The organism is Candidatus Nitrosopumilus sp. bin_6a (assembly GCF_054095695.1).
The window spans coordinates 62,039-74,163 of the sequence record NZ_JBSWSR010000007.1 but is presented as its reverse complement, the minus strand read 5'-3'; the positions used below and the strand labels follow the sequence as shown (position 1 = coordinate 74,163).

At 33.4% G+C, this 12,125-nt stretch carries 12 protein-coding genes, 1 tRNA gene and 1 pseudogene; 10 read left to right on the top strand and 4 right to left on the bottom strand.

Translation table 11 applies throughout. From position 1 onward, the window contains the following. Positions 1-539, top strand: a pseudogene (locus tag ACW9XA_RS08330) (CxxC-x17-CxxC domain-containing protein); the annotation flags it as partial. 148 nt (positions 540-687) lie between these two features. Here ACW9XA_RS08330 and ACW9XA_RS08325 read toward each other — a convergent pair. After that, the gene (locus tag ACW9XA_RS08325) at positions 688-969 is read right to left on the bottom strand and encodes a hypothetical protein (protein WP_457763877.1); all 282 of its coding nucleotides are present in this window, start codon (positions 967-969) and stop codon (positions 688-690) included. After that, positions 966-2,078 (bottom strand): tryptophan--tRNA ligase, encoded by a 1,113-nt coding sequence (locus ACW9XA_RS08320; RefSeq protein ID WP_457763876.1) that lies wholly within the window; start codon positions 2,076-2,078, stop codon positions 966-968. The genes ACW9XA_RS08325 and ACW9XA_RS08320 overlap by 4 nt, the downstream gene beginning before the upstream one ends. Before the next feature lie 51 nt (positions 2,079-2,129). Between ACW9XA_RS08320 and pheS the strand changes: the two genes are divergently transcribed. The 5 genes from pheS (at position 2,130) to ACW9XA_RS08295 (ending at position 6,726) form a co-directional block, all read left to right on the top strand. Continuing rightward, the gene (pheS, locus tag ACW9XA_RS08315; RefSeq protein ID WP_457763875.1) at positions 2,130-3,518 is read left to right on the top strand and encodes a phenylalanine--tRNA ligase subunit alpha; all 1,389 of its coding nucleotides are present in this window, start codon (positions 2,130-2,132) and stop codon (positions 3,516-3,518) included. Then, positions 3,509-5,155, top strand: coding sequence for a phenylalanine--tRNA ligase subunit beta (pheT, locus tag ACW9XA_RS08310; protein ID WP_457763874.1), 1,647 nt, complete (start codon positions 3,509-3,511; stop codon positions 5,153-5,155). The genes pheS and pheT overlap by 10 nt, the downstream gene beginning before the upstream one ends. A 283-nt stretch (positions 5,156-5,438) precedes the next feature. Then, positions 5,439-5,858: an EVE domain-containing protein gene (locus ACW9XA_RS08305; RefSeq protein ID WP_457763873.1), complete on the top strand. Its 420-nt coding sequence runs from the start codon at positions 5,439-5,441 to the stop codon at positions 5,856-5,858. A gap of 43 nt (positions 5,859-5,901) precedes the next feature. After that, entirely contained in the window at positions 5,902-6,141 is a 240-nt protein-coding gene (locus ACW9XA_RS08300) for an Lrp/AsnC family transcriptional regulator (RefSeq protein WP_300326864.1), read from the top strand. Positions 6,142-6,159: 18 nt separating this feature from the next. Continuing rightward, complete coding sequence (locus tag ACW9XA_RS08295) at positions 6,160-6,726, top strand: hypothetical protein (RefSeq protein ID WP_300326863.1); 567 nt, start codon at positions 6,160-6,162, stop codon at positions 6,724-6,726. A 15-nt stretch (positions 6,727-6,741) separates the two neighbouring features. On the opposite strand, the gene ACW9XA_RS08290 is transcribed toward ACW9XA_RS08295, so the two are convergent. Then, positions 6,742-7,374 carry a hypothetical protein gene (locus tag ACW9XA_RS08290; RefSeq protein ID WP_300326861.1) on the bottom strand — a complete coding sequence of 211 codons (633 nt, stop codon included), beginning with the start codon at positions 7,372-7,374 and terminating at the stop codon, positions 6,742-6,744. A 154-nt stretch (positions 7,375-7,528) separates the two neighbouring features. On the opposite strand from ACW9XA_RS08290, the gene ACW9XA_RS08285 reads away from it, so the two are divergent. Further along, entirely contained in the window at positions 7,529-9,793 is a 2,265-nt protein-coding gene (locus ACW9XA_RS08285) for an aconitate hydratase (protein ID WP_457763872.1), read from the top strand. Between the two features lie 8 nt (positions 9,794-9,801). Here ACW9XA_RS08285 and ACW9XA_RS08280 read toward each other — a convergent pair. Then, a tRNA-Trp gene (locus tag ACW9XA_RS08280) sits at positions 9,802-9,878 on the bottom strand. Between the two features lie 76 nt (positions 9,879-9,954). Here ACW9XA_RS08280 and ACW9XA_RS08275 point away from each other — a divergent pair. The 3 genes from ACW9XA_RS08275 to pdxT are packed head-to-tail and all read left to right on the top strand — an operon-like array spanning position 9,955 to position 12,101. Continuing rightward, positions 9,955-10,488 carry a hypothetical protein gene (locus ACW9XA_RS08275; protein WP_457763871.1) on the top strand — a complete coding sequence of 178 codons (534 nt, stop codon included), beginning with the start codon at positions 9,955-9,957 and terminating at the stop codon, positions 10,486-10,488. 30 nt (positions 10,489-10,518) lie between these two features. Further along, entirely contained in the window at positions 10,519-11,487 is a 969-nt protein-coding gene (gene pdxS, locus ACW9XA_RS08270) for a pyridoxal 5'-phosphate synthase lyase subunit PdxS (RefSeq protein WP_457763870.1), read from the top strand. Further along, positions 11,484-12,101 carry a pyridoxal 5'-phosphate synthase glutaminase subunit PdxT gene (gene pdxT / locus ACW9XA_RS08265; protein ID WP_457763869.1) on the top strand — a complete coding sequence of 206 codons (618 nt, stop codon included), beginning with the start codon at positions 11,484-11,486 and terminating at the stop codon, positions 12,099-12,101. Before pdxS ends, pdxT begins: the two co-directional genes overlap by 4 nt. Positions 12,102-12,125: the final 24 nt, after the last annotated feature.

Genomic DNA, 12,125 nt, shown 5'->3' with positions numbered 1-12,125 from the left:
CAAGAACCAGTAAACCTGTTTACTGTAGTGATTGTTTCAGACAAAACAAACCACAAGATTCAGGCAATGATAGATATTCCAGAGATGATAGAGGCTCACGATATTCCAGAGATGATAGAGGCTCACGTTCATCCTCAAAAAGAGAATCTGGTAGGAATAATTCTGGATCTAGTAAGCCACGAAATGATAAATTTTTGAGAAAACAAGAAAGCTTCTTTTCTGGTGGTTCAGATAAATTTGTTGAAACTATTAAAGAAAAATTATATGAAATTTTAGGTGGAAAAATTTGCTCTAATTGTGGTTTTAAAGATGAGAGAGCGTTAGGAATTTGTCCTATATCTGAAAATGTCACTTCTGATAATTCGGGGCGTGGAGGGGATGCTGCCTCTTGGGGAAAATATATCTCAGAACCAGATCGTGCTAGAGAGGAATTAAAGGTATTTTGCCTAAATTGTAATCAAATTAGAGAACCTTTGCCAAAACGAACAGAGGTTAGAACAAAACCAAAATCAAAAAAGAGCAAATATTTTCCTAGATAGATAATAAAATCATCTTTGAGAATTTGTTAACACTTTAATTATAATTATTATTAAACAATTTCATGAATAGTGATTTCAAAGCATTAGGAATATCTCTTATTGCAGTTGTTGGAATTGTAGCAGCTTATGCTGCATTTGGTCTCTAGAATTACTCTTTGGCTATCTCTACAACATGCTCAATAATTCTAGTTGATTTTAACGTGTGTTCATTATCCAAAACTGATTGAATAAAATCTGCAAATTTTTCTACATCTTCTTCATCCTTGAGCAATATGCTATGTGCAGATTTATCTTTCAATGAAATTACTAATTCATTTTTTATAACATTCAGTATTCCTGTAATGTAAGTCTCTTTACCTTCTTTAATGAAAATGAAATTCGCTAATTTTTGAGCCTCATATTTGTCGTCACATGTAATGCTTATTTTCATTTATTCTCAAAAAGGAATTGGTCAATTTGGTCTCTAGCTTTTTCTCTATTTTCTTGGTGAACTTTTAGAAATGCATTAATTTTTTCAATCAAAATTGCTTTTAATTCACCTGAAAGTAATTTTCCGGATTTATAATCTTGATAAATTGTTTTTAATTTATTATCATCTGGCTCAAAAAATATTCTGAGATATTGATATGATACATCAATATCTGGATTCCCTCCTAGTTTTCTATGTTGTTCAAGATCAGGTTGTCCTCCTGAAAATGCATGCTTGTTAATTTTCTTTTTAACGACATCTGGAGAATCTGTTGTGTATATTGTTCCATTTTCAGCTGATGCTGACATTTTCCCACCAGGCCCTTCTAAACTAGGAATCATGATGTTATGAATTAATGCTGGTTTCTGTTTTCCAATTTTTTGTGCAATATCTCTAGTTAATCTAAAGTGAGGATCCTGATCAACTCCTAATGGAATAAGGACTGGTTTATCTTCAATAAAACAAGGCGCTGATTGCAATGATGTGTAAAAAATCATTCCAATGTTTGTATCGTTTGTAAATCCAAATGTTGCTTTTGTATTTGAAAAATTTATTTTCTTTGCAACTTGAGCTGCAATTGGATATAATGTTTGAATATTTCTTGTGTTGATGATAATTTTTGTTTTTTCCGGTTTGAATCCTAATGCAATAAAATCTAATGCATTTTCAAATGCAAATTTCTTTGTTTCTTCTAAAGTAAGGTCTGGTTTTGAATAAAATTTTTCATCATCGGTAAGCTGAAAGTACATATTAACATCAAACTTTTCTTGCAACCATTTTGCAAACATCCATGGTACTAAATGTCCAATATGGGTATGTCCTGAAGGGCCTCTTCCTGTATATAGGAAAAATTTATTCCCTTTTTCATATTCGTCTACAATTCTATTCATTTCTCTATGGGAAAAGAAAATGCCTCTTCTTAACATAAAATGATCTTCACCCGTAATTCGCTTGATCTTCTCTAGTAATTCTGATGAAATCTTTTCAGTTCCAAATTGCTTGATTAACTTATCATAGTCTATATCGCCTTCTACATGCCAAGGAGTTACAATAAAGTCGTTAGTCGACATTCATCTTGACTTAAGTTAAGGTTTAAAAAGTCTTTTTCGAATTCTTTGCTGTTGTCGCAAGTTTTTCATGAGATTGAAAAAAAAATTATTACTTCTTTAAGAGATAATCCCAAACAAACACCTGAATCTTTAGAAAAATCTACCCAACTTTTACCTGATCAAATCAGAAGAGGAATTGAGTGGTTAAGATTAAAAGAACTTGCTATTGTTACTGAATCTCAATCAAGTGTAATCAGTTTAGGAAAAAATGGACTTGAATCTCTTCAAAAAGGATTACCTGAAAGAAGATTGCTAGAGTTACTCAAAACTGGACCAAAAAAATTATCTGACTTACAAAAAGAGTTAGGGTTTGTTTTTGGACCTTCAATGGGATTAGCTAGAAAAAATAATTGGGTTGAAGCATCATCTGATCAAATTTCTATTAAAAATCCTCCATCTGAACTTCCAGGCGAAAAAACTCTCAAACTTGTTGGAAACGAAAAAATATCCAAAGACAAACTTGATGATGCTGATTTATCTGGACTTTTAAAAAGACCTGATTTTATTATTGAAGACGTTATAAAATCTAAAGAAATCTCTTTGTCTGATTCTGCAAAATCTATAGAACTTTCTGATACTACAGGAGAAATTGATGTTGAAGCTAAAGTTCCAGAAGTATTTGTTGCAAGAACTCATCCTCTAAAAGATACGATAGATGAAATACGTGAAATCTTTGTTACATTAGGTTTTTCAGAAATTTTTGGAAATATGACTCAATCAAGCTTTTGGAATTTTGATGCTTTGTTTACTCCACAAGATCATCCTGCAAGAGAATTACAAGATACATTTTACCTAGATAAAATAAATGCCAAAAAAATTGGAACCTCTGAACAAATCAAAAAAGTTTCTGAATCTCATAAAAAAAATTGGAGATATCAATGGGATATCAACGAAGCAAAAAAGATGGTTTTGAGAACTCACACAACTTGTGTCACCATCAAACATTTGGCTGAAAATAAACCTGATGAGGCACGAGTTTTCTCATTAGGTCGTGTTTTTCGTAATGAAAAAGTTAGTTACAAACATCTTGTTGAATTTAACCAAATTGAAGGAGTTGTAATAGGTAAAGATGCATCTTTAAGAAATCTGATGGGAATTCAAAGAGAATTCTACAAACGAATCGGAATAACCAAAATAAAATTTTGGCCAACCTTTTTCCCTTACACTGAACCTTCTTTACAGACTATGGTATACAATGAAAAATTAGGAAAATGGATTGAGTTGTTTGGAATGGGTATTTTTAGACCCGAAGTAACAAAACCTCTTGGAATTACTAAGCCTGTTTTAGCTTGGGGTGGAGGTATTGAAAGAATTGCTATGCTAAAATATGATCTTGATGATGTTCGGGAATTTTATAACAATAATCTAGGTTGGTTGAGGAGTGCTACAAAATGCCAGTAGTTGAACTGTCTTACACACGACTCCAAAAGTTAGTAGGCAAAGTATCCAAAAAACAAATTTCTGATTCTTTACCCTTTCTTGGATTGGATATTGAATCTGAAGATAAAGATCTAGTAAGAATAGAATACAGTCCTAATAGACCAGATTATTCTACTGATTTTGGAATTGCTCTTGGTCTACAAGGTTTACTTGGAATTAAAACTGGTACAGTAAAACTCAATATTAAAAAATCTAACAAATTTCCGATTTCTGTAAAATCTGGGGTTTCAAAGATAAGACCTTTTGTTACTGGTATTGTTGCTAAAAATGGAAAAATTGACGATAAAACAATTAAACAATTAATGACAATGCAAGAAGATCTTCATTTTGGAATTGGAAGGAAAAGGAAAAAATCTTCAATTGGAATACATGATTTAGACAAGATTTCATTTCCTCTAGTTTATACCACTACAAATAGAAATCATAAATTCATTCCATTAAATTCTGAACAAGAAATTCCTATTTCTGAAATACTTGTAAATACAGATGTTGGTAAAGATTATGGTTCTTTGCTTGGGCAATCACCACATGTGCCTATAATCTTCGATGAAAATCAAAATACGGTCTCATTTCCTCCTATAATCAACGCTGCAATCACAACAGTCACCACCAAAACAAAAAATCTCTTTGTTGAGGTAACTGGAATCAATAAAGATGATGCTGAAGACATGCTTGCTGTTGTAGCAACAATTTTACAAACTGCTGGATTTACTCTGGAATCTGTAAAGATTTCTGGCATGAAAAATTCAACTCCAAAATTGGAACAAAAGAAAATTTCAGTAAATTCGTCATTGATTAATCAAATTCTAGGTTTGAATCTTAACACTACTAAAATAATTTCATCATTAAAAAAATCTCGATTGGATGCATTTTCTAAAGGAGCAAACATTGTTTGTACAATTCCTGCATACCGATTTGATATTTTTGGACCTATGGATCTAGTAGAGGAAGTTGCTTTAGGATACGGAATCCAAAATCTTGAACCTACATTATCTCCTTCACAAACTATTGGAAAAACTAATCCTGTATCACTACAATTAAAATCCCTTGATCAAACAATGGTTGGACTTGGATATCTTGAAGCTTTGAATTCAAGTTTGACTAGTAAGCGAGTATTATATGATATGGTGAATAGAGATTCGTCAAAAATTATTTCTGTATTGGATTCAAAAAGTCAAGAACACACAATTCTACGTGATTCAATACTTCCTGGATTGATTGAAAACCTTTCAAGAAATATACATGAATCTTACCCCCAAAAAATGTTCGAGACTGGAACTGTTTTTACTCTTGAGGATCCTATATCTGAAAAAATTAATTGTTCTGGAATTAGTGCTCATAAGGATGCAAATTTTACTGAAATAAAATCAGTTATTCAATCTGCACTAAAAATTGGATTTGGGATTCAAATTGAAACAAAAACTACTACAAATCCTACTTTTGAAGAAGGGCATTGTGCATCAATAATTTTCAATAATGTGCCTATTGGAATAATTGGAAAAATTAATTCAAAGATTATTGAAAATTATAAAATTCGAGTTCCTGTAGTCGGATTTGAAATATCTCTGTCCGAATCAATACTAAAAAACCAAAATTGATTATTTCAAAAACCGTTTCTTGGTGAATTATTTCCTCAATGGTTTTTAGTAGGAGTAATTCTATAATTAATCGCCCAAGAGCAGGCATGCAGACGGATTAGGATGAGTCGATCGTGATGATACCAGTGATTTCTAATTCACCCAGGTGTGCTACATTATGGGCAACCCCGGTTTTAGAACGCGAGGAGGCGTATGGCTATGACCGATGATTTTGTGCGAGTCAGAACCGGGGAACATTTCTATTTTCAAAACCATTAAACCTGATAATTATACAGAAAATTAAATGGTGAATTATTGGTTAGCAAAACAAGAACCAGGTGGTCCTCGAGGATATAGTTTTGAACAACTAAAAAAAGACAAAACCACTGTCTGGGATGGTGTACACAATAATCTTGCACTAAAACATATGAGGGAAATGAAACCTGGCGATCTTGTTTTATTTTACCACACTGGTGATGAAAGACAAGCTGTAGGAATTATGGAAGTTACTTCAAAACCCTATTCGAATCCAAAAGAAGATGTTGAACGTTTTATCGTAATGGATGTAAAATATAAAAAATCTCTAAAAAAACCGGTCACTCTTGATGAATTGAAAAAAGAGAAAAAATTCAAAGATTGGGAACTAATTAGAATATCAAGACTATCTGTAATGCCTGTTCCAAAGCCAATTTGGGATATGATTATCAAGATGTCTCAAACCTGACTATGATCGGTTTATTGATATAGTCGATTTATTTAATTTCTGTATGGCAACAGCTTATGTTTTAATAAACTGTGAACTAGGTTCTGAAGAAGCTATTATTCAGCAACTAAAGAGCTTGGATGGTGTTAAGGAAGTTCATGGAACTTTCGGTGCATACGATATTTTGGCCAAGATCGAATCTGATACTGTTGAAAAACTAAGAGAAACAATTACTTGGAAAATCAGAAAAATTGAAAAGATTCGTTCAACTCTTACCTTGATGGGTATTGAAGGTCAAACATAAACACCCTTTTTTCTTATTATGATTCTACATTTTATTTTTGTAGTACCTGAAGAAGATCGTGAGAAACGACAATTTGAATTTGAATACGTAAAGAAAATGAGCAAATTTTATCAGGTTTGGTTAAAAGAGAAATTTGGTAAAGACTATGAAATTCAATGTGATGAGATGATAACATCTCCTAGAAGTATTCTTCAACGTCTTGATACTCATACATTAGTACGTGATCATCAACAAAGAGGAAAAGACATTTTTCATTTCTATTTGACTCACTTCAAACCTTGGTGGACTGATTGTACTTGTGAAGGATATCATGCTGAAAATTTTGGCATGGTGTTTTGGCAATCTCCGAAACAATCCGATGATACATTATTTCTTGCAGAAAAAAATTGTACTACTGTATCCCATGAATTACTTCATGAAATGTTGAGACTCAAAGGACATAAAAAATTCATTCAAGAAGTACATGATGTATGGACTAAACATCTTTTTGAACAATTAGAATTTGAACAGTATGGTGAAGATTTTAAAAAAACTGATGGTAAACCAATGTTTTTAACAATGGATACTACACAATTTAATTTATAATAAAAATTTTCACAATTAACATTTTGTAACTGAATAAATGTTATTTTCAAAGTTTGCCGTTTTGAAATCTAATTTATTTTCAGGATCATCGTCTCTTGACTTGCTTAATGTTTCAAGTTCTACCAATGCATCTCCTCTAAAACCTACAGAAGAACCATAAATTCCATCAGTTAACATTGTTCCATGATCTCCTTTTTTGATATCATCAACCATGTCATAAAATCTAGCCGTCTCTTTTTTGTTTACTGGGTTTCCAGTTGCTTTGTTATATGCAACTGCTATGTACATCCCATTATTTTTTACTGCAACAGGAACTTTGTGATTTTTGCCTGATGCACCTGGAATTGTATCATTAACTATGACTTCACATTTATGATACATGCTTGATACATATGCGAAGAATCTGTATTGAGCATATTTTCCTGCAGCATCTTCTTCGCAACCAACAAAGACTTTATGTAATAATTCTAAAGCATCATCATTCATACTTTGTAATCTGTCATCAATTCTGCCTCTTTCAAGTAGTTCCGATTTACACTCTTTTGCAACTAAGACTAGGATAAAATCTGGTAAATTATAATTTTTAAGAGCTGCAACAAATGCTCCAGCTTGTGACATGCCAAACTTTGGGAATCCTTTATTGACCATAGTTATACCTCACTTTAGAAAATCTAACGCCTACTAACACTGTATTAAAAAGCCGCTTTTGGCTTATAATTGTTAAGAATTATCTTTCCAATCGAACTAATTTTCTTGATTTTTAAATTGTAAATATTAAATTCAGGGTCAATTCATGGTTTTTGTGGAAATTGATACTACTCCTGAACTTGTTTCTAATGTCTATTTGAAATTAAAAGAAAACATTGTAAAATACAGAAATGTTGTTGGCAGACCTCTAACTTTAACTGAGAAAATATTATCTGGCCATCTCAACAAAATTGATGACACTGTTTTCACTGGTGGAAAAGATTATGTCTTTTTGAAACCTGATAGAGTTGCATTACAAGATGTTACAGGCCAAATGGTAATGCTTCAATTCATTCAAGCCGGACTCAAACAAACCTCTCTTCCTACAACTGTACATTGTGATCATCTCATTAGAGCTGAAGTCCAAGGTGATATTGACATGAAAGTTTCTCTTAATGAAAATAGCGAAGTCTTCAAATTTTTACAATCAGCTTGTGCAAAACATGGTTGTGGATTTTGGAAACCTGGTGCTGGTATTATTCATCAAGTAGTTCTTGAAAATTATGCATTTCCTGGAGGATTGATGATTGGTACTGATTCTCATACTCCAAATGCTGGTGGCCTTGGAATGATTGCAATAGGTGTTGGTGGATTAGATGCAGCTGAAACAATGGCTGGTATGCCTTGGGAGTTATTATATCCTAAAAAAATGGGTGTTAAACTTACTGGAGAACTAAACGGTTGGACTGCACCTAAAGATATTATTTTAAAAGTTGCTGATGAATTAACTGTATCTGGAGGAACAAATGCTATTGTTGAATACTTTGGACCTGGAACAAAATCTATCAGCTGTACTGGAAAGGCAACCATTACTAACATGGGAGCTGAAATTGGAGCAACATGTTCTATCTTCCCATATGATGAAAGAATGGAAACTTATCTAAAATATACAAGCAGATCTGAAATAGCAGAATTAGCAAATCAAAACAAAGAATCCCTTGTAGCTGATCCTGAAGTTGAATCAAACCCTGAAAAATTCTTTGATAGAGTAATTGAAATTAATCTGTCTACATTAGAACCACACATTGTAGGTCCTCATACTCCTGATTTGGCAAGAACAATTTCTGAATTATCTGATAATGTAAAATCAAATAATTATGTTGATCCAATCTCTGTTGCACTAATTGGAAGTTGTACAAACTCGTCTTATGAAGACATGTCAAGAGCTGCAAGCTTGGCTGAACAAGCAAAAGCTAAGGGAATTAAAGCAAAAATTCCTTTACTTGTAACTCCTGGATCTGAACAAATTCGTGGAACTATAGAACGTGATGGACAGATGGATTCTCTAAAAGATATTGGTGCAACTGTATTAGCAAACGCCTGTGGTCCTTGTATTGGTCAATGGAACAGACCTGAATTAGAAAATGATGAACAAAATACTATCGTCACTACATTTAACAGAAACTTCCCTGGAAGAAATGACGGACATAGAAGCACTCTGAATTTCATTGGCAGTCCTGAAATGATAATTGCATTAGCATTGGGTGGAAAACTATCGTTTAATCCATTAAAAGATGAACTTACTGCATCTGATGGAACAAAATTCAAACTTGAGCCACCTAAACCGGCACCAGAAGTTCCATCTGAAGGTTTTATGAGACCTGAAGGAATTTTTGTTGCACCGCCAGAAAACTATGATGATGTTGAGGTAATCATTGATCCTAATAGTAAACGATTACAAAAATTAGAACCATTTTCAAAATGGGATGGAAATGACTTTGAAGAACTTCCAATTATGGTAAAAGCCAAGGGAAAATGTACAACTGACCATATCTCTCCTGCTGGTGCATGGTTGTCCCTTCGTGGACACTTGGATAATCTCAGTGATAACATGTTGCTTGGTGCAGTTAATGCATTTAATGACGAAGTTGGAAAAGGCAAGAACGTTCTAAACAATGAACTTGAATCATTTTCAAAAATTGCAAGGCAGTACAAAGAAAAACAGATGAGATGGGTAATCATTGGAGATAACAACTACGGTGAAGGGAGCAGCAGAGAGCATGCAGCAATGACTCCGCGATACTTGGGATGTGCTGCAGTGATTACAAAGAGTCTTGCAAGAATTCATGAAACCAATTTGAAAAAGCAAGGTCTGTTGGCATTGACATTTAGCAATCCTGATGATTATGAAAAAATCCTAGAAGATGATAAAATCAGTCTAGTTGATTTGAATAATTTACAACCTGGAAAACAAGTCAAATGCATCATTACTCACAATGATGGAAACAAAGAAGAAATCCTGTTAAATCACTCTTACAATCAAGCTCAGATAGAGTGGTTCAAAGCAGGTTCTGCTCTTAATGTTTTGAGAAATAGATAATAAAATAATGGTGGGCCCAGACGGATTTGAACCGACGACCGATGGTTTTGGAGACCATCGTCCTACCAGGCTAGACTACAGACCCACAAGAATCGAAATATTCTGCTTGAATTTTAACTATTACTAAGATTTATTTGCAAATTGGCAGTATTTGCAGTAAAATGGTAAAACCCGTTTACTTGGTACTAGGTGCCATCCCTGTAATTGCATCTCTTTTACTTGTAACTCCATTATTGCTAAAAAATGAAATTCCTACATCAGCTGCAAACTATACTGATAATGTTGAAATTGAATACACTAAACATCAATTAAAGAAAATCTCTTACGGTGTAACAGAAAGAACTGGAGCACAAAAAACTGAGATTCTTTACATCAAAAATGATGGTGAACTAAAATATTCTGTAACCGAAAATGGTTATCTAAAACCAGATGTACGCTCACAATTAGATGAAGCAAAGCTAAACAAGATCAAAGCTTTGATCAAAGAAACTGGTTTTATTGCAATTCCATCTGAATCTTTTCCAGTAATGGAGAATGTAACTGAATATCAAAAATCAAATGTTAAAGTGACTCTTAATGGAAAAGTCAATCAAATCCATTGGCCACAACAAAATGCAACTGAAGGTTTTATCCCTCCCATTATCACTATGGTTGAATCTGAACTAGATCAGATTATGTCTGAATTTAGTGAATAGATACAAATAGTCTCTAGGAAAAATTAGGACATGTTACCGTTATCTGGTGAGCGAAAAGATGCTAAAGGAATTATTTCTGACAAAATAAACTCCATTGATACTTTACGTGGTTCTTCTACTGTTAAACGAGGTTTTGCTCATATGTTAAAAAATGGGGTTGTAATGGATGTTACAACTGTAGAACAAGCACAAATTGCTGAAGAAGCTGGTGCAGTTTCTGTAATGGTTTTAGACAAGCTTCCATCCGAAGTTAGAAAAGCTGGTGGAGTTGCACGAACTGCTAGTATTAGAATTATTGAAGAGATTATGGATTCAGTAACCATTCCTGTTATGGCTAAATGTAGAATTGGACATGTCAATGAAGCACTAGTTTTACAAGAAACCGACGTTGATATGATTGACGAGTCTGAAGTTTTAACACCTGCTGATGAACTTCGACATATTTGGAAATGGGATTTCACAACCCCTGTTGTTAATGGTGCAAGATCATTGGCTGAAGCCTTGAGAAGAATTGAAGAAGGTGCTTCAATGATTAGAACAAAAGGTGAACCTGGAACAGGAAATGTTGCAGAAGCAATCAAACATATTAAAAAAGTAAATGATGAACTAAGAACCATAAAATCAATTTATGATTCTGGAGATAATCAAGATTTAGTTAGAATGGCAAGAGAATTCAAAGTATCTTATGATATTGTTGAGCAAACTGCAAAACTTGGAAGATTACCTGTTGTAAATTTTGCAGCTGGTGGAATTGCAACACCTGCAGATGCCGCATATCTGATGTCACTTGGCTGTGATGGTATTTTTGTCGGTTCTGGAATTTTTAATTCTGATGATGCAAAAGAACGAGCAAGAGCTATAGTTTTAGCTACAACATTTTGGAATGAATCTGATAAAGTCAAAGAGGCACAAAAAATGATTGATGAAAGACAGTCTATGATTGGATTAGATGTAAACACTCTTGAATTACGTATGCAAGATCGTGGAGGCTCTGCATGACTCTAAAACTAGGAGTTTTAGCAATTCAAGGCGATGTTGCTGAAAATGTATCTTCTTTGGAGGATTCTGTATCTGAACTAAATCAGGATGCAACTGTAAATGTTGTAAAAACTCCTAAGGAAATAGCCGAGCTTGATGGTCTGATTATTCCTGGAGGAGAAAGCACCACAATCGGGCAATTATCACTAGTAAATGGTTCTTTGAAAGAGATTAAACAGAAAGTTGAATCAGGAATGCCTGTTTTGGGAATATGTGCAGGAATGGTACTACTCGCAAATAATGCTAGTGACAAAGTTGTAGGCAAAATTGAGCAACCTCTTTTTGATTTTCTAGATGTTGATTTAGAGAGAAATTCATTTGGAAGACAACGTGAATCCTTTGAGGCTAATATTTCACTTGACACTATTGGCATTTCAAATTTTAATGGTGTCTTTATTCGTGCACCAACAATAACTACTGTTTCAAATGACATTGAAGTTCTTGCAAAATTAAACGAAAAAATTGTTGCAATCAAAAAAGGCAACATTATTGGAACTTCATTTCATCCAGAACTGACAGAAGATTTAGCAATTCACAAATATTTTGTAAACCTAGTTAAAGATACTAAAAATTAGGCTTGTCTTTACGGAACTAAAAGA